The following is a 26,758-nucleotide window of genomic DNA, read 5'->3' as shown; positions in this document are numbered from 1 at the left end:
CGGCTAAAGCCGCTCCCACAGGATCTCCACTGCCCTCAAATGTGGTGATATTCCTGTGGGAGCGGATTCATCCGCGAAGAGGCCGGCACTGACAAACGAGGAAGTCATGCCCGAACGCACCCCGCTGGACCCCGTCACCGCCCGCTGGATCCCCTGGGTGGTAGCCATCGCCTTCTTCATGCAGTCCCTGGACGGCACTATCCTCAACACCGCGCTGCCGGCCATGGCCCGCTCGCTGGCCGAAGACCCGCTGCGCATGCAGGGCGTGATCATCGCCTACATGCTCACCGTGGCCCTGCTGATCCCTGCTTCGGGCTGGATCGCCGACCGCTTTGGCACCAAACGCATCTTCTTCAGCGCCATCCTGCTGTTCAGCTTCGGCTCGCTGCTGTGCGCCGCCGCCAACAGCCTCGGTTTCCTGATCTTCGCCCGCGTCGTGCAGGGCCTGGGCGGTGCGCTGATGCTGCCGGTTGGGCGGCTGGTGGTGCTGCGTGCTTACCCGCGCAGCGAACTGGTGCGGATCATGAGCTTCATCACCATCCCCGGCCTGCTGGGGCCATTGCTGGGCCCCACGGTCGGTGGCTGGCTGGTGGAAATCCTCAGCTGGCACTGGATCTTCCTGCTCAACCTGCCGGTTGGCCTGATCGGCTGCATTGCAGTATGGAAGTTCATCCCGGACCTGCGCGGGGCGGAGCGAACCTCGTTCGACGGCCCCGGCTTCCTGCTGTTCGGCGCGGCGATGGTGCTGATCACCATCGCCATGGAAGGCCTGGGCGAGTTGCACCTGCCGCACTTGCGGGTCATGTTGCTGCTGTTCGCCGGTATGGCCTGCCTTGCCGCCTACTGGCTGCGCGCCGGGCGCGACCCGGAGCCACTGTTCTCGCCCAGCCTGTTCCGCGTGCGTACCTTCGCCATCGGCATCCTCGGCAACCTGTTCGCCCGCCTGGGCAGCGGCGCCCTGCCCTTCCTGGTGCCATTACTGCTGCAGGTGGCGCTGGGCTACTCTCCGGCGCAGGCTGGCATGAGCATGATCCCGCTGGCGGCGGCGGCCATGCTTGCCAAGTCCATCGCCAGGCCGCTGATCGAGCGGTTCGGCTACCGCATCATCCTCACCGGCAACACGTTGCTGCTGGGCCTGCTGCTGGCCAGCCTCGGCCTGGTCGACGAGCAAACGCCCTACGCCGTGCTGTTGATCCAGCTGGGCCTGCTCGGCGCTGTCAACTCGATGCAGTTCACGGCCATGAACACAGTAACCCTGATCGACCTGGACGACGCCAGCGCCAGCAGCGGCAACAGCCTGCTGTCGGTGGTCGCGCAACTGGCGTTGAGCCTGGGCGTGGCCTGCGCCGGCGCACTGCTCGGCGGCTTTACCGCAGCGGGCAGTGCCGAGGGCGTGGAAAGCACCCTGGGCGCCTTCCAGCTGACCTTCGTCACCATCGGCATCATGGCCATGCTGGCGGCGGCGATCTTCCTGCAACTGGCGCCGACGGACGGAAGGCGTGCCCGTCGTCCGGAACAACACATGGAATCATAGGGCGAATGGCCACGAGGCTGGTAGACTGTGCGGCATTTTTCGCTTCGCAACGCAGGCCCGCCTCGTGACCACCGAATCCACCGCCTTTGCCACTCTGCCGTTGTCCACCGCCATGCTGGCGAACCTGGACGCCCTCGGCTATGCCTCGATGACGCCGATCCAGGCCCAGAGCCTGCCAGTCATCCTCAAAGGCCAGGACCTGATCGCCCAGGCCAAGACCGGCAGTGGCAAGACCGCCGCCTTCGGCATCGGCCTGCTCAACCCGATCAACCCGCGCTACTTCGGCTGCCAGGCACTGGTGCTGTGCCCTACCCGCGAGCTTGCCGACCAGGTGGCCAAGGAACTGCGCCGCCTGGCCCGCGCTGAGGACAACATCAAGATCCTCACCCTGTGCGGCGGCGTTTCGCTGGGCCCGCAAATCGCTTCGCTGGAGCACGGTGCGCACATCATCGTCGGCACCCCAGGGCGCATCCAGCAACACCTGGACAAAGGCACCCTGGTGCTCGATGGCCTCAACACCCTGGTACTCGACGAAGCCGACCGCATGCTCGACATGGGCTTCTTCGATGCCATCGCCAGCATCATCGGCAAGACCCCGGCGCGCCGCCAGACCCTGCTGTTCTCGGCCACTTACCCGGCTGGCATCAAGCAGCTGGCCGCCGACTTCATGCGCAACCCGCAGCAAGTCAAGGTCGAGAGCCTGCACACCGACAACCAGATCGAGCAGCGCTTCATCGAGATCGACCCGCAGCACCGCCTGGAGGCCGTCACCCGCGTGCTCGGCCACTACCGCCCGCAGTCCTGCGTGGCGTTCTGCTTCACCAAGCAGCAGTGCGAGGATGTGGTTGCCCACCTGACCGCCAAGGGCATCGTCGCCCAGGCCCTGCACGGCGACCTGGAGCAACGTGACCGCGACCAGGTGCTGACCATGTTCGCCAACCGCAGCAGCTCGGTGCTGGTGGCGACCGACGTGGCCGCGCGTGGCCTGGACATCGATGGCCTGGACATGGTCATCAACGTGGAACTGGCACGTGATGCGGAAATCCACGTGCACCGTGTGGGTCGTACTGGCCGTGCTGGCGAGAAAGGGATCGCGGTCAGCCTGGTGGCACCGGCCGAAGGCCACCGTGCCCAAGCCATCGAAGACCTGCAGAAAAGCCCGCTGCGCTGGGACTCGCTGGACAGCCTGAAGAACAAGGGCGGCGAACCACTGCTGCCGGTGATGACCACGCTGTGCATTGCCGCTGGCCGCAAGGACAAGCTGCGCCCTGGCGACATTCTCGGTGCGCTGACCGGTGATGCCGGGATCCCAGGCAAGCAGGTGGGCAAGATCGCCATCTTCGACTTCCAGGCGTTCGTGGCCGTGGAGCGGGCGTTGGCCAAACAGGCCATGCAGCGGCTGAACAGCGGCAAGATCAAGGGTCGCGCCCTGAAAGTCCGCATTATCTAAAGCCAGGCAAGGTCCCTGTGGGAGCGGGTTTACCCGCGAATTCGATGGTGCGTGCACCGCCCTATTCGCGGGTAAACCCGCTCCCACAGGTTCGGCGTAGCCATTACGAATCCAGATAGGTTTATACCGTGCACTCCACCGACGTGATCATCCTCGGCGCCGGCGCCGCCGGCCTGATGTGCGCCCAGCTCAGCGCCCGCCGTGGCCGCCGGGTACTGCTGCTCGACCACGCCAACAAGCCAGGCAAGAAGATCCTCATGTCCGGCGGCGGGCGCTGCAACTTCACCAACATGTACACCGAGCCAGCCAACTTCCTGTCGCAGAATGCGCACTTCTGTAAGTCGGCCCTGGCCCGCTACACCCAGTGGGACTTCATCGAGCTGGTGTGCAAACACGGCGTGGCGTACCACGAGAAGAAACTTGGCCAGCTGTTCTGCGACAACAAGGCCAGCGACATCCTCGACATGCTGCTGGCCGAATGCGACGAGGCCGGCGCCGAGATCCGCATGCACACCAGCATCGAACAGATCGAGAAGACCGAAAACGGCTACCTGCTGCAGACCAACGGCGGCCAGTTCGCCTGCCAGTCGCTGGTGATCGCCACGGGCGGCCTGTCGATTCCCACCCTGGGCGCCACCGGCTTCGGCTACCAAGTGGCGCGCCAGTTCGGCCACACGCTGCTGCCGACCCGCGCCGGGCTGGTGCCGTTCACCATCACCGAGCCCCAACTCAAGGCACTGTGCACCGAGTTGTCCGGCACCTCACTGGATTGCACCGCCAGCTGCAACGGCACCAGCTTCCGCGAGAACCTGCTGTTCACCCACCGCGGCCTGAGCGGCCCGGCAATCCTGCAGATCTCGTCGTTCTGGGAAGCCGGCGACACGGTCGAGATCAACCTGCTGCCCGACCGCGATGCGCTGACCTGGCTGCAGCAAATGCAGGCCGAACGCGCCAACGCCGAACTGAAGACCGTGCTGGGCGAAGTGTTCACCCGCAAGCTGGCCAACCTGCTGGCCGAGCAGTGGTTCGAGTCCAAGCCGATGAAGCAGTACACCCCAGCAGAGCTGGCGCAAATCGCCGAAAAGCTGGCGAACTGGCAAGTGGTGCCGGCCGGCACCGAAGGCTATCGCACCGCCGAAGTGACCTTGGGCGGCGTCGATACCCGCGAAGTGTCGTCCAAGACCATGGAGTCGCTGAAAAGCCCTGGGCTGTACTTCATCGGCGAAGTGCTGGACGTCACCGGCCACCTGGGCGGTTTCAACTTCCAGTGGGCCTGGGCATCGGCCAACGCCGCAGCGCAGTTCGTGTAGAGTAGAATCCATTCAGCAGCACGGAACGCTTCTTGCTGGCCCGTGCTGCATTGCATTCTTCGCTCACTGCCTAGCAGGCCATCATGTCATCGAGCTCGTTCCGTCAGTCACTGCGTCGCCTGTGGGGCCAAGACAAGTTCAGCTACAGCATCCGGGTCACCATCGCCCTCACCGGCAGCCTGGCCCTGTGCTGGTACCAGAACGAGATGGCCCTGCTGATTCCGCTGTTCCTCGGCATCATCGCCAGCGCCCTGGCCGAAACCGACGACAGCTGGCAAGGCCGCCTTAGCGCCTTGGCCGTTACCCTGGTGTGTTTCGCCATCGCTGCGCTGGCGGTCGAACTACTGTTCCCCTACCCCTGGGTCTTTGCCATCGCCCTGGCCCTGGCGGCGTTTGGTCTGACCATGCTTGGCGCCTTGGGCGAGCGCTATGGTGCGATTGCCTCGGCGACACTGATCACGGCGGTTTACACCATGATCGGTGTGGACCAGCGCGGCGGCCAAGTGACGGACTTCTGGCACGAGCCGCTGCTGCTGGTGGCGGGTGCGGCCTGGTACGGGCTGCTTTCAGTACTTTGGCAGGCGCTGTTTTCCAACCAGCCGGTGCAGCAGAGCCTGGCCAAGCTGTTCTACGAACTGGGCAGCTACCTCAAGCTGAAGGCCAGCCTGTTCGAACCGATCCGCACCCTCGACGTCGAGGCCCGGCGCCTGGAGCTGGCCCAACAGAATGGCAAGGTGGTGGCCGCGCTGAACGCAGCCAAGGAAATCATCCTGCACCGGGTGGGCAACAGCCAACCGAACTCGAAGGTCAGCCGTTACCTCAAGCTGTACTTCCTGGCCCAGGACATTCACGAACGGGTCAGTGCCTCGCACTACCCCTACAACGCACTGACCGAGGCGTTTTTCCACAGTGACGTGATGTTCCGCTGCCAGCGCCTGCTGCGTAAGCAGGGTTCATCCTGCCAGGAGCTGGCCCGCTCGATCCGCCTGCGCCAGCCATTCGTGCTGGCAAGCGGTTATCCCGAAGCCCTCGAGGACCTCAACGCTTCACTTGAGCACCTGCGTATCCAGAGCAACCCGGCCTGGCGTGGCCTGTTGCGCTCGCTGCGGGCGCTGGCCGCCAACCTGGCAACGCTGGACCGCCAGCTCAGTGCCGCCAGCAACCCTGACAGCCTGGCCGACGCCAGCGACAGCAGCCTGCTCGACCGCTCGCCACGCTCGCTGAAGGATGTGTGGACGCGCCTGCGCACCCAGCTCACACCGACCTCGTTGCTGTTCCGCCACGCCTTGCGCCTGCCGCTGGCGCTGTCGATCGGCTACGGCATGGTGCACCTGATTCACCCGACCCAGGGCTACTGGATCATCCTCACCACGCTGTTCGTGTGCCAGCCCAACTACGGTGCAACCCGGCGCAAGCTGGTGCAGCGCATCTTCGGCACCGCTGTCGGCCTGACGGTGGGCTGGGCCTTGTTCGACCTGTTCCCCAACCCGGTCATCCAGTCGCTGTTCGCCGTGGTCGCCGGGGTGGTGTTCTTCGTCAACCGCACCACCCGCTACACCTTGGCCACGGCCGCGATCACCCTGATGGTGCTGTTCTGCTTCAACCAGATCGGCGATGGCTACGGCCTGTTCCTGCCACGCCTGTTCGATACCCTGGTGGGCAGCCTGATCGCCATCCTTGCGGTGTTCCTGTTCTTGCCTGACTGGCAAGGGCGACGGCTGAACAAGGCGCTGGCCAATACCCTGGCCTGCGCCAGCGTGTACCTGCGCCAGATCATGCAGCAGTATGCCCATGGCAAGCGTGACGACCTGGCTTACCGCCTGGCCCGGCGCAATGCTCACAACGCCGACGCGGCACTGTCCACCACCTTGGCCAACATGCTGATGGAGCCGGGACATTTCCGTAAGGAGGCCGACGTTGGCTTCCGCTTCCTGGTGCTGTCGCACACCTTGCTCAGCTACCTCTCGGGGCTGGGCGCGCACCGCGACACGGCGTTGCCGGCGCAGGTGCAGGAGCAGTTGATCGAAGGTGCCGGGCAAAGCCTGGCCAGCAGCCTGGACGAGATCGCCAACGGTTTGGCGGCGCGGCTGCCGATCGCGATTCACAGTGATGCCGAAGAAGCACTGGCCAATGCCCTGGAGCAAATGCCGGAAGAACTGGATGAGCATCAGCGGCTGGTGCAGACGCAGTTGGCATTGATCTGCCGGCAGTTGGGGCCATTGAGGACCTTGGCGGCGCACCTGATCAAGGAAGGTGCGCCGGCCTGATTTTGCTCGATAAGCCGGTGCGGGCCTCAGAAGTCAAAAGCCATGTTGGCGCAGCAGCCGGGCATAGCTGCCATCGGCCTTCATCGCCGCAATCGCCTGCTCGAAACGCTCGACGATTCGCTGATGCTCCGGGTGCTTCAGGCTGACCAGGATGTGCAGGGTGTTTTCCCCCAACGGCGGCTCCACCAGCATCACCCCATCACGCACGTCCTGCGGCTCGCGCTGCAGGTTGTAACGCGCCACGTACTCGTCCTCCACCGCCAGGTTCACCCGCCCTGCCGCCAGCATGCGCACCGCGGAAGAGAAGTTGCGCACCGGCACCTTGTGCAGGCGAGTATCGCCGTCGAATTCTGGTGAGTAGGCGTAATCACGCACCACGGCGATGCTGTAGGGGTACAAGTCAGACTGGTGCTTGTAGTGGAACGCTTCGCCCTTGCGCTGCAGCAGGCGAATGCGGTTACTCAGATAGGCTTTGGAAAATTGCCCGATGTTGGCGCGTGAGTCGTTGTACCAGGCATTGATCAGCACGTCGTAGCGCCCTTCACCAACCCCCAGCAACGCCCGCGCCCACGGCACTTCTTCATAGCCGCTGGCGTAGCCGGCACGGGCCAATGCCGTGGTGACGATGCTGGTCGCCAGGCCGCCACCCGCCATGTTGGCATCGGTGAACGGTGGCCAGTTGTCGGCCACCAGGCGTAGCCTGTCGTGACCCGGGGCGGGTGTTGCCAGCATCATTGCCAGTAATCCCAGAACACAAAGCAGTGGCCGCATGCTCACGTCCTTTCGCAATGGGGGGCGCACACTGCCGATGAGATTACACAAAGCCGTTGCCGAGGGCAGCGGCCAATAGTGTCATTTAGCCTCTATTTTGGCCGAAGCACAGATGACGTGCGATGATCGACAGCCCATTCAAGGAGTTCGCCAATGTCCATCGACTGGCTCTGCAAGCACCACACCGACCTCGGCAAGGACCAGCTCTATGCCATTTTGCAATTGCGCACCGAAGTGTTCGTGGTCGAGCAGCGTTGCGCGTACCAGGAAGTCGATGGCCAGGACCTGAGCGGCGATACCTTGCACCTGATGGCCTGGCAGGAAGACAAGCTGGTGGCCTACCTGCGGCTGCTCGACCCGCAGTCACAGGGCGGGGACGTGGTGATCGGGCGCGTGGTGACCGCACCCGAGGCACGTGGGCAAAAGCTGGGGCACCCGTTGCTGCTCAAAGGCCTGGAAGCGGCTGAACATTGCTGGCCGGGAGTACCGGTATACCTGTCAGCGCAGGCTCATTTGCAGGGGTTTTATGCACGCCATGGGTTTGCGGTGGTGGGCGAGGAATACCTGGAAGACGACATTCCGCATATCGGGATGCGCAAGGGTTGAGCCAACCGTGTGGGAGCGGCCCTTTCGCGACACAAGGCCGCGCCCACAGGGCACTGCGGCCACCCGCTTGATCAGGGGTAACCCAGCACTTCGCGGATCTGCCGCAGGTGTCGGATGATCCACTGCTTGTCGATCGCCCCCCACTCATGGATGCGGTAATGCCCGGCGTGGTTGCGTGCGCCTTCCAGCTGCTCGAACTCGCAGACGATGTCCAGGTCGGCCAGGGCGGCGATGGTGTCCTGGGCTGTGCGCCGGGGCATGCCGGTGGCCTCCATCAGGGCGGGCACGCTGGTCGCGGTCTGGCTGTCGATCAGCCAGGCCACGTATAGGCGCCGGTAGAAGCTGCTCTTGGTCTTGCTCACTTCCATGCTGCATGTTCCTTAGAGGTTGCCCGGCAGCTCCCGGTAGGTCAGGTAGACGCGCAGGTCGAATTCCAGTTGGTGATAGTCCGGCTCCATGTGCTGGCAGAGCTGGTAGAACGCCTTGTTGTGATCGCGCTCGCGCAGGTGCGCCAGCTCGTGCACCACGATCATGCGCAAGAACTGTGGCGCGGCCTCCTTGAACAAGGAAGCAATGCGGATTTCCTTCTTCGCCTTGAGCTTGCCGCCCTGCACCCGGGACACTGCCGTGTTCAGGCCCAGGGCACGGTGGGTCAGGTCGAGGCGGCTGTCGAACAGCACCTTGTCCAGGCCCGGCGCGCTGCGCAGGTACTGCTGGCGCAGATCCTGGGCATAGCCGTACAGCGCCTTGTCGCTTTGCACGTCATGGCGGTCGGGATAGCGGCGCTGCAGGTACTCACCCAGGCGGTCACTGTCGATCATCTGCCGCACCTGCTGCTGCAGGTGCGGCGGGTAGGCTTGCAAGTAACGTAATACGGTCATGGCGCTGTAGTCGGCGTAACGAATGCCGATTCTAGCCAATCATGGCCCTGGCCAGGAGAAAATCGCCGGGAAGCCGCTGGCGTCCGCGGCAGTCATCGGATAAGCCACCAGGAAACCCTGAACGTATTCACAACCATTGGCTTTGAGCCAGGCCACCTGTGCCGGGGTTTCCACACCCTCGGCGATCACCGTGATGCTGTAGTCGGCACACAGCCCGATAACGCTGCGCACCAGGGCGGCATCCACTGCCGAGTCGGGCAAGCGCGCTACCAGGTGACGGTCGAGTTTCAAGGTGTCGATCGGCAAGTCACGCAGCATGCGCAGCGAACAGTCGCCCGCACCAAAGTCATCCAGGGCCACCCGCACGCCAAGCTCGCGCAAGCGGTGTATCTGTTTGACGGCCGCATCGATGTTGTACATCAGCGAGGTTTCCGCCACCTCCACCTCCAGCTGCGCCGGGACAAGCTGGTAAAGCTGGATGACCCGCTGCAGCTCTTCGACCAGGCCTGGCATCACGAACTGCGCGCGGCTCAGGCTGATGCCAAGCACAAGGTCTGCCGGAAAGCGTTCGTACCAGGCCTGCCGCTGGGCCGCGCCCTGGCGGTAGATCCAGCTGGCCAGGCGGTTGATCAACCGCGCCTCCTCCAGCAACGGGATGAACAGCCCCGGCGGCACATCGCCAACACTGGGGTGCTGCCAGCGCAGCAAGGCTTCGAACCCTCGCAGACGGCCATCGTTGAAGGAGACCTGCGGCTGGTACACCAAGGTGAAGTCTTGCTGCTCGATGGCCGTGCGCACACCGTCCTCAAGCATCAACCGCGAGCGCGCCCTGCCATTGAGTTCCTGATCGTAGAAGCGATATTGCTGGCGGCCGGCCCGCTTGGCCGCGTACATCGCGGCATCGGCTGCGCGTAGCAGGCCTTCTACATTGGCGCCGCAGTCCGGGTAGGTGGCGATGCCGATGCTCACCCCAAGGCATACGTCGAGCCCGTCTACCTCATGGCTGATGGAAACACGCTCGAGCAGCCGTTCGGCATAACGCCCGGCCTGCTCCGGGTAAGGCAAGCTGTCGAACAGTGCGGTGAACTCATCCCCGCCCATGCGCGCCAGCAAAGCCTCACTGCCCAGGCAGTCCTTGAGCTGCTCGGCCACCCAGCGCAACACCCGGTCGCCCGCATCATGGCCAAGCGAGTCGTTGATACGCTTGAAGCCGTCCAGGTCCATGTACATCAGCGCCTGCGCCTTGTCCGAGCGCTCGTTGCGCAACAGCGCACCTTCGGCGGCCTGATAGAAACCGCGACGGTTGAGCAGTCCGGTGAGCGGGTCGGTAATGGCTTGGTACTCCAGTTGCTGGTGCAGGTTGCGCACCACCGACATGTCCAGCACGGTCACCACCATGGCCTGCTGGTCGACGGGCAACGGTGCGCAGGACAGCGCCACCGGCACCAGTTCGCCCCCCTGTGTGCGTAGTTGGGCATCGTGTACACGGAAAATCTGGCGCCCCAGATAGGCCTGGTAGAAGTCCGATTCGCGCCACAGGCTGGCACTGGCCAGTTGCATCAGGTCGAGCAGGTGGGCGCCCTGCAGCTGCTGCACCGGGGACGACAGCAAGCGCGAGATGGCCGGGTTGGCAAAACTGATGGTGCCTTCGGCATCTACCACCAGGATGCCTTCGGCGGCATTTTCCAGGATCGACGCGTTGAAGGCCCTGGCCGCTTCCAGCTCACGGCTCAGCCGCTGCAGCATGCGACGGTTGCGCTGCTGGTCGAGCAGCGCCTGAACCTTGGGTTTGAGAATCTGCGGGTCGAACGGTTTGAACATGTAGTCCACGGCGCCGCTGGCGTAGCCTTTGAGCACGGCCGCTTCGGACTGTTCGTTGGCGGTGAGGAAAATGATCGGGGTCAGCCGGGTGCGTTGGCTGCCGCGCATCAGCCGGGCAACCTCAAAACCGTCCATTTCCGGCATCTGTACATCCAGCAGCACCAGGTCGACTTCGTGTTCAAGCAACGCACTCAAGGCTTCCATCCCCGAGCTTGCCGTCAACACTTGCCAATCCTGCCGGGCCAGCAAGGCCCGCATGCTGATCAGGTTCTCGGGGTAGTCGTCTACTACCAGAAGAACCGAGCTGCCATCCAGTGGCTGTGGTTGAGGGTGAGCGCCATCCATGCTGCTTCTCTGTTATGTGACCGACTTCAAAATACGGTTGGATCCATCAATACTCTAGACCCGAGGCTGTAACGCGCAATGCAATCAGAACGCTATCAGTGGCTCAACTGTACGGTAGCCGACTAACGGTCGGTCTGCCGAAATTATGCGCAGGCTTTCTTTGCCCATAAAAAAACCCGCATCGCTGCGGGTTTTTCAGGGCTGCCTGTCGATCAGTTGACCTTGGCGGCCAGCTCACCTTTCAGGTAACGCTGATACATGCCTTCCAGGGAGATCGGCTTGATCTTCGAGGCATTGCCAGCGGTGCCGAAGGCTTCGTAACGGGCGATGCACACGTCACGCATGGCCTTGACGGTTTCACCGAAGAACTTGCGCGGGTCAAACTCGCTCGGGTTGGTCGCCATCAGGCGGCGCATGGCACCGGTAGAGGCCAGACGCAGGTCGGTATCGATGTTGACCTTGCGCACGCCGTACTTGATGCCTTCGACGATCTCTTCGACCGGTACACCGTAGGTTTCCTTGATGTCGCCGCCGTACTGGTTGATGATCGCCAGCCACTCTTGCGGTACCGAGGACGAACCGTGCATCACCAGGTGGGTGTTGGGGATGCGCTTGTGAATTTCCTTGATGCGGTCGATGGCCAGCACGTCACCGGTAGGTGGCTTGGTGAACTTGTAGGCACCGTGACTGGTACCGATGGCAATCGCCAGGGCGTCGACCTGGGTCTTCTTGACGAAGTCGGCGGCCTCTTCCGGGTCGGTTAGCATCTGGCTGTGGTCCAGCACGCCTTCGGCGCCGATACCGTCTTCTTCACCGGCCATGCCGGTTTCCAGCGAACCCAGGCAGCCCAGCTCGCCTTCTACCGAAACGCCGCAGGCGTGCGCCATGGCAACGGTCTGCTGGGTAACGCGGACGTTGTACTCGTAGTCGGTCGGGGTCTTGCCGTCTTCACCCAGCGAGCCGTCCATCATCACCGAGCTGAAGCCCAGCTGGATCGAACGTTGGCAGACGTCAGGGCTGGTGCCGTGGTCCTGGTGCATGCACACCGGGATATGCGGGAACTCTTCGATGGCAGCCAGGATCAGGTGGCGCAGGAACGGGGCGCCGGCGTATTTGCGGGCACCGGCCGAAGCCTGGACGATCACGGGGGAATCGGTCTTGTCGGCCGCTTCCATGATGGCGCGCATCTGCTCGAGGTTGTTGACGTTGAAAGCTGGTACGCCGTAACCGAACTCGGCGGCGTGGTCCAGCATCTGGCGCATGCTAATGAGTGCCATTGTGTATCTCTCTCCCGACAAGCGTCGTTTGTTTCGTGCAAGCCTGCCGCAGGGGCGGTTGCTGTTCAAGTAGTGTGGGCCACCCTCGCGGCCCGGCCAGTCACGGTGCCTTGCAGCCCCGCCCAATCAGATCGTTGGTTGCCACCCAGTACACCAGGCCTTCTTCGCCCTTGGTGTGGAAGGCCAGCATGCCATCGCTGTACAGCGCACCCGAAGCACCCGGCTCGGACTTGAGCCGGTAGACCTGGTCACCGCCGCCAAGGCGCACGTCGACCTGGTCGCGTTGTGCATCGGCGAAGCGCCACAGCACTTCGGCCTGGGTGTCGCAGACCCAACGGGTCCAGTTGTCTGCCGGGGCGGGTTGCGCCGGCTGCAGCAGTGAGCATCCTGCCAGTGTCGCCAGGGCCGTCACGGCCAAAAGCGCTTTCATTGCATATCCTCTAGCTGACCACACAGCGGCCGCTTGGTTGCCTGAGCCGACGAAACGCCGGGTTCAAGGGCAGCCTGGCGCCTTGCGCTGGTGGTCTTCGTCGTACTTTTCCAGGCCTTCCGGGCCCACGCGCTTGCTGATGACCGGCACGGTTTCGGCCTGCCACTCGGACTGGTAGCACCCGCCCTTGGGCGGGTGCGCCGGGTCGCCATCGGAGGCCGGGCTACCCGAGCAGGCGCTCAGCAGGCCAGCCAGCATCATCACAGGCAACTGCTTGACCATCAGGCCACTCCCTTTGCCAAGCGCCGACGTCATCAGGCCTTGGCCCGCTCTTCCAGGATTGCCACCGCTGGCAGAACCTTGCCTTCGACGAATTCGAGGAAGGCACCACCCCCGGTAGAAATGTAGGAGATTTCCTTGCTGACGCCATATTTGTCGATGGCTGCCAGGGTGTCACCGCCACCGGCGATGGAAAACGCGGCGCTGTCGGCAATGGCTTTGGCCAGCACCTTGGTGCCGTTGCCGAACTGGTCGAACTCGAACACGCCGACCGGGCCGTTCCACAGGATGGTCTTCGACGACTTCAGCAGTTCGGCGAAGTTGGCTGCGGTTTGCGGGCCGATGTCCAGGATCATGTCGTCGGCGGCAACGTCGGCGATGGCCTTGACGGTGGCTTCGGCGGTTTCAGCGAATTCCTTGGCGACCACCACGTCGACTGGCAGCGGTACGCTGACCTTGGCAGCGATGGCTTTTGCAGTATCGACCAGGTCCGGCTCGTACAGCGACTTGCCCACCGGGTGCCCAGCAGCGGCCAGGAAGGTGTTGGCAATACCGCCGCCGACGATCAGCTGGTCGCAGACGTTGCTCAGGCTGTTCAGCACGTCCAGCTTGGTGGAAACCTTGGAGCCGGCAACGATGGCCGCCATCGGTTTGGCCGGGGCCTTCAGGGCCTTGCCCAGGGCATCCAGCTCGGCCGCCAGCAGCGGGCCGGCAGCAGCGACTTTGGCGAACTTGGCTACGCCATGGGTCGAACCTTCGGCGCGGTGCGCGGTGCCGAAAGCGTCCATGACGAACACATCGCACAGGGCGGCGTATTTCTGCGCCAGCTCGTCGGCGTTCTTTTTCTCGCCCTTGTTGAAGCGCACGTTCTCGAACAGCACCAGCTCACCGGCCTGTACCGAGACACCGTCCAGGTAGTCGGCAACCAGCGGCACATCACGGCCCAGGGCCTTGCTCAGGTAGTCGGCAACCGGCTTGAGGCTGTTCTCGGCAGAGAATTCGCCTTCAGTCGGGCGGCCCAGGTGCGAGCAGACCATTACCGCCGCGCCCTTCTCCAGGGCCAGCTTGATGGTCGGCAGCGCTGCCAGGATACGCGCGTCGCTGGCTACCACACCGTCCTTCACAGGCACGTTGAGGTCTTCGCGGATCAGTACGCGCTTACCTTGCAGGTCGAGGTCGGTCATCTTCAACACGGTCATGAATGCAGTCCTTCAGGGCTGTTTGTTGCGGGTTGGGTGGACGACGTGCAGAAAGTGTTCTGCAACGTCGAGCATACGGTTGGCAAAACCCCATTCGTTGTCGAACCAGGCCAGCAGGTTCACCAGGCGCGGGCCGGAAACACGAGTCTGGCTGGCATCGACGATCGCCGAATGCGGGTCATGGTTGAAATCACAGCTGGCGTGCGGCAGCTCGGTGTAGGCCAGCAGGCCTTTCAGCGGGCCTTCCAGCGCGGCCTCGCGCAGCACCCGGTTGACCTCGGCCGCGCTGGTGTCGCGGGCGGTCTGCAGGGTGATGTCCAGGCACGAGACGTTGACGGTCGGTACCCGTACCGCTTTGGCCTGGATTCGCCCGGCAAGTTCCGGGAGCAGGCGTTCGATGCCACGCGCCAGACCAGTGGACACCGGGATCACCGACTGGAAGGCCGAGCGCGTGCGGCGCAGGTCTTCGTGGTGGTAGGCGTCGATCACCGGCTGGTCGTTCATGGCCGAGTGGATGGTGGTGATCTGCACATATTCGATGCCGAACGCCTGGTCCAGCACCCGCAGCAGTGGCACGCCGCAGTTGGTGGTGCACGAGGCGTTGGACACCAGGCGCTCGCTGCCGGTCAGGCAGGCCTGGTTGATGCCATAGACCACCGTGGCGTCAACGTCGGCCTCGCTGGCCATCGGCTGCGAGAACAGCACCCGGGGCGCACCGGCATCGAGGAAGCGCTGGCCATCGGCACGGGTGTTGTAGGCACCGGAGCACTCCAGCACCAGGTCGATGCCCAGCGCGGCCCAGTCGATGCCTTCGGGGGTGGCACTGCGCATCACCTTCACGCAGTCGCCATTGATATGCAGACAGTCGCCGTCGACCTTCACCTCGCCGGGGAAACGCCCGTGGGTGGAGTCGAAGCGGGTCAGGTATTCCAAGCTGGCCTGGTCGGCCAGGTCGTTCAGCGCGACGATCTCGAAACCGGCCTTTGCCCCCCGCTCGAACAGCGCGCGCAGGACACAGCGGCCGATGCGGCCATAACCGTTGAGTGCAACTTTGTAGGGACGCAGGTGGGGCATTCGTTGGCTCGCTAACGCATGATGGCTTTTGGGGCCGCGTTGCGGCCCATCGCGACACAAGGCCGCTCCTACAGGTACCGCGGCAACATCGGGGTTGCGCGGTACCTGTAGGAGCGGCCTTGCGTCGCGATGGAGGGCGAAGCCCTCCCCTTGCACGACCTGGAGGGCGTCACTGCCCTCCATTGTTACATCAGTCTTCCAGCAGCTCTTCGGCAGTACCCAGGATGTTCTCCAGGGTGAAACCAAACTCTTCGAACAGTGCCGAAGCTGGCGCCGACTCACCGTAGGTGGTCATGCCAATGATACGACCTTCCAGGCCGACGTACTTGTACCAGAAGTCGGCGTGGGCGGCTTCGATGGCGATGCGCGCACCGACTTCCAGCGGCAGCACGGACTGCTTGTAGGCAGCGTCCTGGGCATCGAACACGCTGGTGCACGGCATGGAGACCACGCGCGCCTTGCGGCCTTGCTCGGTCAGCTTGTCGAAGGCCTGAACAGCCAGGCCCACTTCCGAACCGGTAGCGATCAGGATCAGCTCAGGCTCGCCAGCGCAGTCCTTGAGCACGTAGCCACCACGGCTGATGTCGGCGATCTGCTGGGCGTTGCGGTCCTGGTGCTGCAGGTTCTGACGCGAGAAGATCAGCGCCGAAGGGCCGTCCTTGCGCTCCAGGGCGTTTTTCCAGGACACGGCGGACTCCACCGCGTCGGCTGGGCGCCAGGTGTCCAGGTTCGGCGTGCTGCGCAGGCTGGTCAGCTGCTCGATCGGCTGGTGAGTCGGGCCGTCTTCGCCCAGGCCGATGGAGTCGTGGGTGTACACGTGGATCACGCGCTGCTTCATCAGCGCCGACATGCGCACGGCGTTGCGGGCGTATTCCATGAACATCAGGAAGGTCGCGCCGTAAGGCACCAGGCCACCGTGCAGGGCAACGCCGTTCATGATGGCGGTCATGCCGAACTCGCGCACGCCGTAGAACACGTAGTTGCCGCTGGCGTCATTGGCTTCGACACCCTTGCAACCTTTCCACAGGGTCAGGTTGGAGCCGGCCAGGTCAGCCGAGCCGCCGAGGAACTCGGGCAGCAGCGGGCCGAAAGCGTTCAGGGCGTTCTGGCTGGCTTTGCGGCTGGCGATGGTTTCGCCTTTGGCAGCCACTTCGTTGATGTAGGCCTGGGCCTTCTCGCTGAAGTCGGCCGGCAGCTCGCCGCTGTCACGGCGCTTGAACTCGGCAGCCAGCTCCGGGTAGGCCTTGGCGTAGGCGTCGAAGCGCTGGTTCCAGTCGGCTTCGGCCTTGGCACCGGCGGCCTTGGCATCCCACTCGGCATAAATGTCGGCTGGGATTTCGAACGGGCCGTGGTTCCAGTTCAGTTCCTTGCGGGCCAGGGCGATTTCGTCGTTGCCCAGCGGGGCACCGTGGCAGTCTTCCTTGCCCTGCTTGTTCGGCGAACCGAAACCGATGATGGTCTTGCAGCAGATCAGGGTCGGACGGTCGCTTTTGCGCGCCGTTTCGATGGCCATCTTGATTTCTTCGGCATCGTGGCCGTCGACGTTGCGGATCACCTGCCAGTTGTACGCCTCGAAGCGCGCCGGGGTGTTGTCGGTGAACCAGCCGTGCACTTCGCCGTCGATGGAAATGCCGTTGTCGTCGTAGAAGGCGATCAGCTTGTTCAGGCCCAGGGTGCCGGCCAGCGAGGCGACTTCGTGGGAGATACCTTCCATCATGCAGCCGTCGCCGAGGAACACGTAGGTGTTGTGGTCGACGATGTTGTGGCCGTCACGGTTGAACTGGGCAGCCAGCACTTTTTCGGCCAGGGCGAAGCCCACGGCATTGGCGATACCTTGGCCGAGCGGGCCAGTGGTGGTCTCGACGCCTGGGGTGTAGCCGTATTCCGGGTGGCCCGGGGTGCGGCTGTGCAGCTGGCGGAAGCCTTTGATGTCATCGATGGTGACGTCGTAGCCGGTCAGGTGCAGCAGCGAGTAGATCAGCATCGAGCCGTGGCCGTTGGACAGCACGAAGCGGTCACGGTCGGCGAAGCTCGGGTTGCTCGGGTTGTGCTTCAGATAGTCGCGCCAAAGCACTTCGGCGATATCCGCCATGCCCATGGGGGCACCTGGGTGGCCGCTGTTGGCCTTTTGCACGGCATCCATGCTGAGGGCACGAATGGCGTTGGCACGTTCACGACGGCTGGGCATCGCTGATCTCCTGGGGGGCTTGAATAGGTGGTGTCACGAAAAAAGGCGGCCATTTTCGCCCACTGGGGGGGCTTGGGGCAATGACGTATGGTCGCAGTCGGGGGATTTTCCTGTGATTGGCATTCAATTCGGGGCAAAACCGGGTTAGCCGCCCCGCTTATCACTCAATATCAAAACTTTTTGATATTGGCCTTGCTAGGGCATCGATGCCTGTCTAGACTGCCGCCCCATGAACCTGCGCGCGCAATCGACACCCGAGCAACGCGAAGCATTGGCCGCCCTGTGCAAAGCCAGTGGCGATGCGTTGCGCCTGAACGTATTGCGCGCCCTGGCCAACGATTCGTTCGGCGTGCTGGAACTGGCGCAGATTTTCGACATCGGCCAGTCGGGCATGAGTCACCATCTGAAGGTGCTGGCCCAGGCCGAGCTGGTGGCAACCCGGCGCGAAGGCAACGCCATCTTCTACCGCCGCGCCCTGCCTGACGGCCTGCGCCTGGGCGGTCGGCTGCATGTGGCGCTGCTCGAAGAAGTCGACGACCTGGCCCTGCCGCCCGATGTGCAGGCACGCATCGCCCAAGTGCAGCAACGCCGCGCGGCCACCAGCCAGGACTTCTTCCTGCGCGTGGAAGAGAAGTTCCGCGCCCAGCAAGACCTGATCGCCGGCCTGCCGCAGTACCGCGAAAGCCTGCTGGCGCTGCTCGACAAGCTGCATTTCGACCCGGCTGCCAGCGCGCTTGAGGTCGGCCCCGGTGACGGTGGCTTCCTGCCTGACCTGGCACGGCGCTTCGCCCAGGTCACCGCCCTGGACAACAGCCCGACCATGCTCGAACTGGCGCGCCAGGTGTGCCAGCGCGAAGGGCTCGAAAACGTGAACCTGCAGTTGGCCGATGCACTGGGTGCAACGGATGTGGCCGCCGACTGCGTTGTGCTGAACATGGTGCTGCACCATTTCAGCGACCCGGCCCTGGCCTTGCGCCAGCTGGCCAAACGGGTGAAGGCAGGCGGCAGCCTGCTGGTAACCGAACTGTGCAGCCATGACCAGGGGTGGGCGCGCGAAGCCTGCGGCGACCTGTGGCTTGGCTTTGAGCAGGACGACCTGGCGCGCTGGGCCAACGCTGCCGGGCTGGCCCATGGGGACAGCCTGTACGTGGGCTTGCGTAACGGTTTCCAGATCCAGGTCCGCCATTTCCAGCGGACGGCTGACGACATACACCATCGGTAAATTTCAGGAACCTTCGAGATGAGCGAATACTCCCTTTTCACCTCCGAGTCCGTGTCCGAAGGGCATCCGGACAAGATCGCCGACCAGATTTCGGACGCTGTCCTCGATGCCATCATCGCCCAGGACAAGTACGCCCGCGTAGCCTGCGAAACGCTGGTCAAGACCGGTGTCGCCATCATCGCCGGCGAAGTCACCACTTCGGCCTGGGTCGACCTGGAAGACCTGGTGCGCAAAGTCATCATCGACATCGGCTACAACAGCTCCGACGTCGGTTTCGACGGTGCCACCTGCGCCGTGATGAACATCATCGGCAAGCAGTCGGTAGACATCGCCCAGGGCGTGGACCGCTCCAAGCCAGAAGACCAGGGCGCCGGTGACCAGGGCCTGATGTTCGGCTACGCCAGCAACGAAACCGAAGTGCTGATGCCGGCGCCGATCTGCTTCTCGCACCGTCTGGTCGAGCGCCAGGCCGAAGCGCGCAAGTCCGGCCTGCTGCCATGGCTGCGTCCGGATGCCAAGTCGCAGGTCACCTGCCGCTACGAAAATGGCAAGGTAGTCGGCATCGACGCCGTGGTGCTGTCGACCCAGCATAACCCGGAAGTGTCGCAGAAAGACCTGCAAGAAGCCGTGATGGAGCTGATCGTCAAGCACACCCTGCCGGCCGAACTGCTGCACAAAGGCACCCAGTACCACATCAACCCGACCGGCAACTTCATCATCGGTGGCCCGGTGGGTGACTGCGGCCTGACCGGCCGCAAGATCATCGTCGACTCCTACGGCGGCATGGCCCGCCACGGGGGTGGCGCGTTCTCCGGCAAGGACCCGTCCAAGGTCGACCGCTCCGCCGCCTACGCCGGCCGCTACGTGGCCAAGAACATCGTTGCCGCCGGCCTGGCCGAGCGCTGCGAGATCCAGGTGTCGTACGCCATTGGCGTGGCCCAGCCGACCTCCATCTCGATCAACACCTTCGGCACCGGCAAGGTTTCCGACGACAAGATCATCCAGCTGGTGCGCGAGTGCTTCGACCTGCGTCCATACGCCATCACCACCATGCTCGACCTGCTGCACCCGATGTATCAGGAAACCGCTGCCTACGGTCACTTCGGCCGTACCCCGCAGCAGAAGACTGTCGGCGACGACACCTTCACCACCTTCACCTGGGAGCGCACCGACCGCGCCCAGTCGCTGCGTGACGCTGCCGGCCTGTAAGTTTCCTACAGCACCAGGCGAAAGCCCCTGCCGAGCAATCGGCAGGGGCTTTTTTGTGACATATCGGCTGACAATGGTGCTTCAGCAAGCGCCAGAGAACCTGCCTAGTCTGGGGGTTCCTACCTGCCATGCAAGGATGCTGGCCATGCCGTACCTGCTGTTGTTCGCCATGCTGTTTGCGCTAAATACCCCACTGGCCTGGGCCGCCTCATGCCCCGACTGGACCCCGCAAAAGGCCGAGGCTGAAGCCGCGCAACTACAGGCCACCCTTACCGGCTGGGACGAGCACTACCATCGCCAGGGTATCGCGCTGGTGGCTGATGAGCTTTACGACCAGAGCCGCCAGCGCCTGGTGCACCTGCAGCAGTGCTTTGGCCTCGCGCCCAGCCCGTCACCCTTGACCAGCGCTCGCGGTCCACTCCCTCACCCCGTGCCGCATACCGGTGTCGACAAGCTGGCGGACCGCCAGGCCGTGGCACGCTGGATGGCCGGGAAAACCGGGGTATGGGTACAGCCCAAGTTCGACGGTGTCGCAGCTTCCCTCATTTATCGACAAGGCCAATTGGTACAGCTGATCAGCCGGGGGGACGGGCTGCAGGGGCATGACTGGAGCAGGCACATTCCCCAGCTCGGTGCAGTCACCCGGCAGTTGCCTCAGGCGATTGACCTGCACTTGCAGGGTGAGCTGTACCTGCGCCTGAACGAACACGTACAGGCCAAGGCAGGCAGTGCCAACGCTCGCGGTACCGTGGCCGGGCTGCTCGCACGCAAACAACTGACTCGCGAGCAAGGGAACACGATCGGCCTGTTCGTGTGGGGCTGGCCGCATGGCCCCGAGCGACAGGCCGATCGCCTCGCGCAGCTGGCACAACTGGGCTTCCCGGATAGCCAGCATTACAGTATCGCCGTCGACACGCTGGAGGATGCAGCGCGCTGGCGTGAGCACTGGTACCGTTCACCCCTGCCCTTTGCCAGCGACGGCGTGATCCTGCGCCTGGGCAGCCGGCCGCCTGCCGAGCGCTGGCAGGCCAAGGCGCCGTACTGGATCGCCGCCTGGAAATACCCCTATGTACAAGCGTTGGCCGAAGTACGCGACGTGCGCTTTCGGGTTGGCCGCACTGGCAGGATCACGCCCATTGCGCATGTGCAGCCGGTAACCCTCGATGACCGGCGCATCACCCAGGTCAGCCTCGGCTCGCTGGCGCGTTGGCAAGCCCTGGATATTCGCCCCGGTGACCAGGTCGCTATCAGCCTCGCCGGGCTGACCATCCCTCGCCTTGAGCACGTCGTGCACCGCGCGGTCGAACGCCAACCACTGGGCGCGCCTGCACCCGGTCGGCATCATGCCCTCAGTTGCTGGCAGCCCAGCGAAGGCTGCGAGGAACAATTCATCGCCCGGCTCACCTGGCTCAGCGGCAAACAGGGCTTGGCCCTCCCACGTACCGGGCCCGGCACATGGCGTCGGCTGGTCGATGCGGGCCTGGTAACTTCGATGACCGATTGGCTGCAGCTCGATGCCGAACGCCTGCAGCAGGTGCCCGGCATCAGCAGCCTTACAGCGGCCCAACTGCTGGGCAGTTTCGACCAAGCCCGCTCACGCCCCTTCGATCAGTGGCTGCGCGGCCTTGGCGCGCCCATTGGCAAGCATTTGCAACTGACAGGCGGCTGGCAAGAAATGGCTTCGCGCAGCGCGGGTCAATGGCAAACAGTGCCCGACATCGGCGTAAAACGCTCGCGTCAGCTTGTGGGTTTCTTCGCGGCCGCGGAGGTGCAAGCCATTGCCACACGGTTGGCGGAATCCGGCATTGAAGGGTTTTCGCCCCCCCCTGAGCGCATCGAGCAATGATTTTTTACCAAAAAGCCTGCAGGAAAACCCGGGATTCAACCGGAAAACCTCACCAAGGGTTTCTAAATGGGCAAAACCAAGGCAGGATTTCCAGCAACTTTTGCTGCCCCGCCCCGTTCAGGAGGCTTTTCATGAAACGCATTTCAACTCTTTTCCTGCTCGCATCGCTGGGTTTGGCTGCAGGCGCCGTGCAAGCGGCCCAGCCGGACCCTGGCCTGACCGGTTGCGCCGCCAAACGCAGCGCCATCGAGAACCAGCTGAAAATTGCCCGTGACCACGGTAACAGCGACCAAGTCGCGGGGCTGGAAGAAGCGCTGCGCGGCGTAGACAACTGCACGGATGCCAGCCTGCGCAAAGAGCGTGAGCAGAAGGTGCTCGATGCACGTCACGAAGTGGCGCAGCGGGAAAAGGACCTGAAGAAAGCCGAGAAGAAAGGCGACGCGGAGAAGATCAACAAGCGCAAGGACAAGCTGGCCGAATCGCGTAAAGAGCTGCAGGAAGCGGTCGACGACCTCGACCGCTGAGGCATCCGACGGATAAGCGCGGCCGCCCTACAGGAATTCAAGACAGTTCCACAGAGGGCAGCGCAGGCCATCAATGATTACGAAACTCGGTATGGCACGCCTTGCAAGCCGCTTCGACCTTGTCCATCGGCACTTTCAACTGCGCAGCATCCAGCGGCTGGCTGCGGGTTACCTCGACCAGTTCGCCGGTAACACCCTCCAGCTGACGGGCCAGGTCATGAAAGCGCGCCTGACGCACCCATACTTCGGCACGGGCGGCGCTGTCACCCCCATCGCGTACCTGTGGAAAGTGCTGCCAGGGCTGGTGCGCAAGGCCGTCCAGCTTCAACGCACCGTCGGCAAATTTCACCCCGTCGAACGGCAACCGGCCACGCAACATGCCGCCCAGGTCTTCGCTGGTCTTGAGCATGTCCTTGAAAATTACCTTGCGCTTGCCCAGCGGCGAGTTGGGGTCGACCCTATCGCACCCACTCAGGGCACCGCCCAGGGCCAGTGCGGCCAGAACAACAACGGTCAATCGCTTCAACATCACACTCACTTCGGCCTACGCAAATGGGCGGCCAGTATCGCTGCCCAAGGGCCAAAGACCAATAGCCACATAAAAAACAGGGGCGAATCTTCATGTTCGCCCATGACAGGAATGCACACATGAAATCTGCCCTGCGCCATCTGGCCTGGACACTGCCAGTGCTGGCTTTGCTGGCCGGTTGCAACGGCGGCGAAAACGCCAAGCCCGAGCCCCACGCCATCGCCACCTACGCCCCGGCCAACTGGAAAGACCTGCCCGCGGTCAGCGATGAAGACTTGCTGGCCGGTTTCTACGCCTGGCGCAGCGGCTGCGAAAAGCTCAAGCGTGACGCGGTGTGGGCCGCCACCTGCGAAGCCGCCGGCAACGCCACAGCCAGCGCCGCCCAGGTGCGTACCTTCCTTGAGCAGAACTTGCAGGTTTACGGCCTGCGCTCCGCCGAGAACAATGCCAACGGTCTGATTACCGGTTACTACGAGCCGGTCTACCCCGGCAGCCTGAGGCAATCGGCGAGCAACCATGTGGCGGTCTACGGCATCCCGGATGACATGATCGTGGTGGACCTGGCCAGCGTGTACCCCGAGCTCAAGGGTAAACGCCTGCGCGGTCGGCTCGATGGCCGGGTGCTCAAACCGTACGACACAGCCGAAGTGATCAACCGCAATGGCGTCAAGGCGCCTGTGCTGGCCTGGCTGACTGATCCAATGGACCTGCAGTTCCTGCAGATCCAGGGCTCCGGCCGGGTTCAACTGGAAGACGGCCGCCAACTGCGCCTGGGCTACGCCGACCAGAACGGCCACCCTTACCGGCCGATCGGCCGCTGGCTGGTGGAACAGGGCCAGCTGAAGAAAGAGGAAGTAAGCATGGGTGCCATTCATGCCTGGGCCCAGGCCAACCCGCAGCGCGTACCGGAACTGCTGGCCAGCAACCCCAGCTACGTGTTCTTCAGCACCCGGCCGGACAGCAATGAAGGCCCGCGCGGTTCGCTGAACGTGCCGCTCACCGCCGGCTACAGCGTGGCCATCGATCGCAAGGTGATTCCGCTGGGGAGCCTGTTATGGCTGTCTACCACACGCCCGGACGGTTCACCCGTGGTACGACCGGTAGGCGCACAGGACACCGGCGGGGCGATTACGGGTGAAGTGCGTGCAGACCTGTTCTGGGGCACCGGGCCGGAAGCCGGCGAGTTGGCCGGGAACATGAAGCAGCAAGGGCAGATCTGGATGTTGTGGCCCAAGGGCCAACCACTGCCAGAAGTACCTAAAGTACTTTGATCGGCGTTGGTTTCTTCGCGGGCGTTGCCCGCGAAGCAGGCAACGCGGCTTCAGATGGAAACCACGAAGAACGATACGATAATTGCCAATCCGGCAAACCACACCAGCGAGCGCAAGGCCGCCCAGTCGGCCAGGTAGCAGATGATGTATAGCAGGCGGCTGGTGATATACATCACCCCCAACACATCCTGGGTCACCTGCTCGGCATTGCCGACGATATCCGCCACCAGCACCGCCGCTGCAAATGCCGGAAACGCCTCATAGCCGTTCTGCTGCGCAGCATGGGCGCGCCGTGGCAGGCCCGACAAGGTATCGAGGAAGGCACGCGGATCGTGATTGTCCTTTAGTCCGAACCGGCCACTGCTCACCTTGGCGATCAAGGCACAAAGCGGGTTCAACAGCAGCGCGATCAGGATGCACCACAGGGCAACGGTCATGCTCAAGACTCCTTGTTCGAAAATGGGTTAGAGCTTCATCACCAGCGTGCCTGCCAGGACCAGCCCGCAAGCTAGGAGTCTCGGCCCGCCAAAAGGTTCTTTGAGGTAGCGCATACCCAGCAGCACCACCAGAATCACGCTCAGTTCCCGTAACGCTGCCGCCTCGGCCACCGACCCCAGGTGCATGGCCCACAACACCAGGGCATAACTGAACAATACGCAAAACCCAACCGCCAAACCCAAACGCCATTGCGTTCGCCAAAACAGGACGAACGGTGCTCGCCGCGCCACGCTGGCCAGCAACGGGAACTGCCAGGCGCTGAGCAGGGTCAGCCACACCAGGTAATCCCACGGTTTGCCCCATAGGCGCACGGCTTGGCCGTCGAACCAGGTGTAGCAGCCGATGCACAGGCCAATCAAGGCGACTACCGGCAGCATCGACCAGGGCAGCCGGTCACCGCCGCCGCCCTGCCACAACAGGCACGCCATGCCGCAGGGGATCAGCAGGATACCGATGATCTGCTGCTGGCTCAGCGATTCCCCGGCAAAGGCCAGGGTCAGCCCCAGCACCACCAGCGGCGACAGCCCGCGCATCAGAGGATAGACCAGCCCCAGGTCACCCACGCGGTAGGCCTGGATCAGCAAATAGCGGTACAGCTGCTCGGCCAACGCGGAGGCGATCAGCCAGGGCCAGATTTCGGCAGGTGGCACATCGACGAAAGGCACGGCCAGCAACGCGAACGCAAGCGCCACCGTGTCCATGCTGGCGATGACCAGCAAGCGCTCACCGCTGAATTTGATCAGGGTATTCCAGGTCGCATGCAGCAGGGCGGCGACCAGCACCAGGGATGTTGCCAACACGCCTTCTTATCCTTGTGCGGTGTTCAAGGGTTGAATATATGGCATTCCAGAGGGCCACTGCATGGGAACGATTACAGAGATTCCGGTCAAACCCTGTGTCCCGAACCCCGCGCCAGGTCATCAAAGAGCTGCCCGAGCCATTCGGGTTACGACTTGGAAGCCACTGTTACAGGATTCGGGATGCTTGAATTAGTTGCCGCGTTTATCTGCCTCACCACCCTCCTTACCTACGTCAATTACCGCTTCATCGGCCTGCCACCCGCCATCGGCGTGATGGTCACGGCACTGCTGTTCTCCCTGATGCTGCAGGGCCTTAGCCTGATCGGCTTCCCTGGCCTGGAAGAACGTGTCGAAGGCTTGATGAACCAAATCGATTTCAACGACCTGCTGATGCACTGGATGTTGGCCTTCCTGCTGTTTGCCGGTGCATTGCACGTCAACCTCAGCGACCTGCGCAGCTACCGCTGGCCCATTGGCCTGCTGGCCACCTTGGGCGTGCTGATCGCTACCGTAGTCATTGGCTACCTGTCGCACTGGGTATTCGCCCTGTTCGGCTGGCAGGTACCGCTGATCTACTGCCTGCTGTTCGGTGCGCTGATCTCGCCCACCGACCCGATTGCCGTACTGGGCGCGCTGCGTACCGCCAATGCGTCCAAACCGCTGAAAACCACCATCGTTGGCGAATCGCTGTTCAACGACGGCACGGCGGTCGTGGTGTTCACCGTGTTGCTGGGCATCATCCAGCTGGGTGAAACGCCAAGCCTGACCGACACGGCGATCCTGTTCGCCCGCGAGGCCATTGGCGGCGTGGTATTCGGCGGCCTGATCGGCTATGCCACGTACCGCATGATCAAGAGCATCGAGCAGTACCAGGTGGAGGTCATGCTGACCCTGGCACTGGTTATCGGTGGCTCGGCGATGTGCTACGAGCTGCACGTGTCGGCACCGATCGCCATGGTGGTGGCCGGCCTGATCATCGGTAACCTGGGGCGAAACCTGGCGATGAATGACATGACGCGCCGCTACATGGACGGTTTCTGGGAGCTGATCGATGACATGCTCAATGCCTTGCTGTTCGCCTTGATCGGCCTGGAGCTGTTGCTGCTGCCGTTCAACTGGATGCACCTGGCGGCCGGCGGCGTGCTGGCGCTGGCGGTGCTGCTGTCGCGGTTGCTGACCGTGGCCCCGGCGATCGTGCTGCTGCGCCGCTGGCGCCCTGTGCCCAAGGGCACGGTACGGGTGCTGACTTGGGGCGGCCTGCGCGGCGGGGTGTCGGTGGCCCTGGCACTGTCGCTGCCGTTGGGCGAGGAGCGTGACCTGCTGCTGTCGATCACCTACATCGTGGTGTTGTCTTCGATTCTGGTGCAGGGTTTGAGCATCGGGCGGGTGGTGCGCAAGGTCAGCGCCCAGCCGTGAGGTTTTTGGGG

24 protein-coding genes are annotated in these 26,758 nt (G+C 63.5%); 11 read left to right on the top strand and 13 right to left on the bottom strand.

Features of this window, described 5'->3' with window-relative positions; all coding sequences use genetic code 11:
• Positions 1–106 precede the first annotated feature (106 nt).
• The 4 genes from mdtD to yccS all read left to right on the top strand — a co-directional run bounded on the left by mdtD (position 107) and on the right by yccS (position 6,561).
• The gene (gene mdtD / locus Q9451_RS04780; protein ID WP_012274511.1) at positions 107–1,534 is read left to right on the top strand and encodes a multidrug transporter subunit MdtD; all 1,428 of its coding nucleotides are present in this window, start codon (positions 107–109) and stop codon (positions 1,532–1,534) included.
• Between the two features lie 112 nt (positions 1,535–1,646).
• The gene (gene dbpA / locus Q9451_RS04775) at positions 1,647–2,984 is read left to right on the top strand and encodes an ATP-dependent RNA helicase DbpA (protein WP_238045876.1); all 1,338 of its coding nucleotides are present in this window, start codon (positions 1,647–1,649) and stop codon (positions 2,982–2,984) included.
• 128 nt (positions 2,985–3,112) lie between these two features.
• Positions 3,113–4,294 carry an NAD(P)/FAD-dependent oxidoreductase gene (locus tag Q9451_RS04770; protein WP_012274513.1) on the top strand — a complete coding sequence of 394 codons (1,182 nt, stop codon included), beginning with the start codon at positions 3,113–3,115 and terminating at the stop codon, positions 4,292–4,294.
• A gap of 83 nt (positions 4,295–4,377) precedes the next feature.
• Positions 4,378–6,561: a YccS family putative transporter gene (gene yccS / locus Q9451_RS04765; protein WP_012274514.1), complete on the top strand. Its 2,184-nt coding sequence runs from the start codon at positions 4,378–4,380 to the stop codon at positions 6,559–6,561.
• Between the two features lie 33 nt (positions 6,562–6,594).
• Here yccS and Q9451_RS04760 read toward each other — a convergent pair whose 3' ends face one another.
• On the bottom strand, positions 6,595–7,332 hold the full coding sequence (locus Q9451_RS04760) for a transporter substrate-binding domain-containing protein (RefSeq protein WP_012274515.1): 738 nt from the start codon (positions 7,330–7,332) through the stop codon (positions 6,595–6,597).
• Between the two features lie 153 nt (positions 7,333–7,485).
• Between Q9451_RS04760 and Q9451_RS04755 the strand changes: the two genes are divergently transcribed.
• Positions 7,486–7,938, top strand: coding sequence for a GNAT family N-acetyltransferase (locus Q9451_RS04755; protein ID WP_012274516.1), 453 nt, complete (start codon positions 7,486–7,488; stop codon positions 7,936–7,938).
• 71 nt (positions 7,939–8,009) lie between these two features.
• Here Q9451_RS04755 and Q9451_RS04750 read toward each other — a convergent pair whose 3' ends face one another.
• The 9 genes from Q9451_RS04750 to tkt all read right to left on the bottom strand — a co-directional run bounded on the left by Q9451_RS04750 (position 8,010) and on the right by tkt (position 17,432).
• Positions 8,010–8,306 (bottom strand): winged helix-turn-helix domain-containing protein, encoded by a 297-nt coding sequence (locus Q9451_RS04750; RefSeq protein WP_012274517.1) that lies wholly within the window; start codon positions 8,304–8,306, stop codon positions 8,010–8,012.
• A gap of 12 nt (positions 8,307–8,318) precedes the next feature.
• A complete protein-coding gene (locus Q9451_RS04745) occupies positions 8,319–8,819 on the bottom strand; it encodes a M48 family metallopeptidase (RefSeq protein ID WP_041166610.1) in 501 nt (166 codons plus the stop codon).
• Positions 8,820–8,858: 39 nt separating this feature from the next.
• On the bottom strand, positions 8,859–10,985 hold the full coding sequence (locus Q9451_RS04740) for an EAL domain-containing protein (RefSeq protein WP_012274519.1): 2,127 nt from the start codon (positions 10,983–10,985) through the stop codon (positions 8,859–8,861).
• A gap of 212 nt (positions 10,986–11,197) precedes the next feature.
• Positions 11,198–12,262 (bottom strand): class II fructose-bisphosphate aldolase, encoded by a 1,065-nt coding sequence (gene fba, locus Q9451_RS04735; protein WP_012274520.1) that lies wholly within the window; start codon positions 12,260–12,262, stop codon positions 11,198–11,200.
• A 100-nt stretch (positions 12,263–12,362) separates the two neighbouring features.
• Positions 12,363–12,692: an MliC family protein gene (locus tag Q9451_RS04730; RefSeq protein ID WP_012274521.1), complete on the bottom strand. Its 330-nt coding sequence runs from the start codon at positions 12,690–12,692 to the stop codon at positions 12,363–12,365.
• A gap of 63 nt (positions 12,693–12,755) precedes the next feature.
• Positions 12,756–13,007, bottom strand: a complete 252-nt coding sequence (locus Q9451_RS04725; RefSeq protein ID WP_016489511.1) for a hypothetical protein — start codon at positions 13,005–13,007, stop codon at positions 12,756–12,758.
• Positions 13,007–14,170 carry a phosphoglycerate kinase gene (locus Q9451_RS04720; RefSeq protein WP_345960886.1) on the bottom strand — a complete coding sequence of 388 codons (1,164 nt, stop codon included), beginning with the start codon at positions 14,168–14,170 and terminating at the stop codon, positions 13,007–13,009. Before Q9451_RS04720 ends, Q9451_RS04725 begins: the two co-directional genes overlap by 1 nt.
• 12 nt (positions 14,171–14,182) lie before the next feature.
• Complete coding sequence (gene epd / locus Q9451_RS04715) at positions 14,183–15,244, bottom strand: erythrose-4-phosphate dehydrogenase (RefSeq protein WP_012274524.1); 1,062 nt, start codon at positions 15,242–15,244, stop codon at positions 14,183–14,185.
• 190 nt (positions 15,245–15,434) lie between these two features.
• Positions 15,435–17,432: a transketolase gene (gene tkt / locus Q9451_RS04710; RefSeq protein WP_012274525.1), complete on the bottom strand. Its 1,998-nt coding sequence runs from the start codon at positions 17,430–17,432 to the stop codon at positions 15,435–15,437.
• A 229-nt stretch (positions 17,433–17,661) separates the two neighbouring features.
• Here tkt and Q9451_RS04705 point away from each other — a divergent pair, with 229 nt between their 5' ends.
• The 4 genes from Q9451_RS04705 to Q9451_RS04690 all read left to right on the top strand — a co-directional run bounded on the left by Q9451_RS04705 (position 17,662) and on the right by Q9451_RS04690 (position 22,233).
• Positions 17,662–18,654, top strand: a complete 993-nt coding sequence (locus Q9451_RS04705) for a metalloregulator ArsR/SmtB family transcription factor (RefSeq protein ID WP_012274526.1) — start codon at positions 17,662–17,664, stop codon at positions 18,652–18,654.
• An 18-nt stretch (positions 18,655–18,672) separates the two neighbouring features.
• Positions 18,673–19,863 carry a methionine adenosyltransferase gene (gene metK, locus Q9451_RS04700; RefSeq protein WP_003249375.1) on the top strand — a complete coding sequence of 397 codons (1,191 nt, stop codon included), beginning with the start codon at positions 18,673–18,675 and terminating at the stop codon, positions 19,861–19,863.
• Positions 19,864–20,008: 145 nt separating this feature from the next.
• Positions 20,009–21,709, top strand: coding sequence for an NAD-dependent DNA ligase LigB (gene ligB, locus Q9451_RS04695; protein ID WP_012274527.1), 1,701 nt, complete (start codon positions 20,009–20,011; stop codon positions 21,707–21,709).
• 131 nt (positions 21,710–21,840) lie between these two features.
• A complete protein-coding gene (locus tag Q9451_RS04690; RefSeq protein WP_012274528.1) occupies positions 21,841–22,233 on the top strand; it encodes a DUF1090 domain-containing protein in 393 nt (130 codons plus the stop codon).
• Between the two features lie 70 nt (positions 22,234–22,303).
• Here the strand turns inward: Q9451_RS04690 and Q9451_RS04685 are convergent, their stop codons facing one another.
• Positions 22,304–22,762 (bottom strand): cytochrome c, encoded by a 459-nt coding sequence (locus Q9451_RS04685; RefSeq protein ID WP_012274529.1) that lies wholly within the window; start codon positions 22,760–22,762, stop codon positions 22,304–22,306.
• A gap of 119 nt (positions 22,763–22,881) precedes the next feature.
• Between Q9451_RS04685 and Q9451_RS04680 the strand changes: the two genes are divergently transcribed.
• Positions 22,882–24,033 carry an MltA domain-containing protein gene (locus Q9451_RS04680; RefSeq protein WP_012274530.1) on the top strand — a complete coding sequence of 384 codons (1,152 nt, stop codon included), beginning with the start codon at positions 22,882–22,884 and terminating at the stop codon, positions 24,031–24,033.
• A 50-nt stretch (positions 24,034–24,083) separates the two neighbouring features.
• Here the strand turns inward: Q9451_RS04680 and Q9451_RS04675 are convergent, their stop codons facing one another.
• Both Q9451_RS04675 and Q9451_RS04670 read right to left on the bottom strand, forming a co-directional pair.
• Positions 24,084–24,470: an MAPEG family protein gene (locus tag Q9451_RS04675; protein WP_012274531.1), complete on the bottom strand. Its 387-nt coding sequence runs from the start codon at positions 24,468–24,470 to the stop codon at positions 24,084–24,086.
• Positions 24,471–24,497: 27 nt separating this feature from the next.
• Entirely contained in the window at positions 24,498–25,331 is an 834-nt protein-coding gene (locus tag Q9451_RS04670; protein WP_012274532.1) for an EamA family transporter, read from the bottom strand.
• A 180-nt stretch (positions 25,332–25,511) separates the two neighbouring features.
• Here Q9451_RS04670 and Q9451_RS04665 point away from each other — a divergent pair, with 180 nt between their 5' ends.
• Positions 25,512–26,747, top strand: a complete 1,236-nt coding sequence (locus tag Q9451_RS04665) for a sodium:proton antiporter (protein ID WP_012274533.1) — start codon at positions 25,512–25,514, stop codon at positions 26,745–26,747.
• Positions 26,748–26,758: the final 11 nt, after the last annotated feature.

The sequence above is a fragment of the Pseudomonas sp. NY8896 genome (assembly GCF_039634505.1).
The sequence above is the reverse complement of the archived record's forward strand: the minus strand, read 5'-3'. Positions and strand labels throughout refer to the sequence as shown.

Bases quoted from the DNA above. Each gene is read 5' to 3' on its own strand.
- Q9451_RS04675 (WP_012274531.1), bottom strand. From the start codon at position 24,470: ATGACCGTTGCCCTGTGGTGCATCCTGATCGCGCTGCTGTTGAACCCG.
- Q9451_RS04665 (WP_012274533.1), top strand. From the start codon at position 25,512: ATGCTTGAATTAGTTGCCGCGTTTATCTGCCTCACCACCCTCCTTACC.
- epd (WP_012274524.1), bottom strand. From the start codon at position 15,244: ATGCCCCACCTGCGTCCCTACAAAGTTGCACTCAACGGTTATGGCCGC.
- Q9451_RS04720 (WP_345960886.1), bottom strand. From the start codon at position 14,170: ATGACCGTGTTGAAGATGACCGACCTCGACCTGCAAGGTAAGCGCGTA.
- yccS (WP_012274514.1), top strand. From the start codon at position 4,378: ATGTCATCGAGCTCGTTCCGTCAGTCACTGCGTCGCCTGTGGGGCCAA.
- Q9451_RS04760 (WP_012274515.1), bottom strand. From the start codon at position 7,332: ATGCGGCCACTGCTTTGTGTTCTGGGATTACTGGCAATGATGCTGGCA.
- Q9451_RS04730 (WP_012274521.1), bottom strand. From the start codon at position 12,692: ATGAAAGCGCTTTTGGCCGTGACGGCCCTGGCGACACTGGCAGGATGC.
- Q9451_RS04740 (WP_012274519.1), bottom strand. From the start codon at position 10,985: ATGGATGGCGCTCACCCTCAACCACAGCCACTGGATGGCAGCTCGGTT.
- tkt (WP_012274525.1), bottom strand. From the start codon at position 17,432: ATGCCCAGCCGTCGTGAACGTGCCAACGCCATTCGTGCCCTCAGCATG.
- Q9451_RS04690 (WP_012274528.1), top strand. From the start codon at position 21,841: ATGAAACGCATTTCAACTCTTTTCCTGCTCGCATCGCTGGGTTTGGCT.
- Q9451_RS04755 (WP_012274516.1), top strand. From the start codon at position 7,486: ATGTCCATCGACTGGCTCTGCAAGCACCACACCGACCTCGGCAAGGAC.
- Q9451_RS04680 (WP_012274530.1), top strand. From the start codon at position 22,882: ATGAAATCTGCCCTGCGCCATCTGGCCTGGACACTGCCAGTGCTGGCT.
- Q9451_RS04705 (WP_012274526.1), top strand. From the start codon at position 17,662: ATGAACCTGCGCGCGCAATCGACACCCGAGCAACGCGAAGCATTGGCC.
- Q9451_RS04685 (WP_012274529.1), bottom strand. From the start codon at position 22,762: ATGTTGAAGCGATTGACCGTTGTTGTTCTGGCCGCACTGGCCCTGGGC.
- Q9451_RS04750 (WP_012274517.1), bottom strand. From the start codon at position 8,306: ATGGAAGTGAGCAAGACCAAGAGCAGCTTCTACCGGCGCCTATACGTG.
- fba (WP_012274520.1), bottom strand. From the start codon at position 12,262: ATGGCACTCATTAGCATGCGCCAGATGCTGGACCACGCCGCCGAGTTC.
- mdtD (WP_012274511.1), top strand. From the start codon at position 107: ATGCCCGAACGCACCCCGCTGGACCCCGTCACCGCCCGCTGGATCCCC.
- metK (WP_003249375.1), top strand. From the start codon at position 18,673: ATGAGCGAATACTCCCTTTTCACCTCCGAGTCCGTGTCCGAAGGGCAT.
- ligB (WP_012274527.1), top strand. From the start codon at position 20,009: ATGCCGTACCTGCTGTTGTTCGCCATGCTGTTTGCGCTAAATACCCCA.
- Q9451_RS04725 (WP_016489511.1), bottom strand. From the start codon at position 13,007: ATGACGTCGGCGCTTGGCAAAGGGAGTGGCCTGATGGTCAAGCAGTTG.
- Q9451_RS04745 (WP_041166610.1), bottom strand. From the start codon at position 8,819: ATGACCGTATTACGTTACTTGCAAGCCTACCCGCCGCACCTGCAGCAG.
- dbpA (WP_238045876.1), top strand. From the start codon at position 1,647: ATGCTGGCGAACCTGGACGCCCTCGGCTATGCCTCGATGACGCCGATC.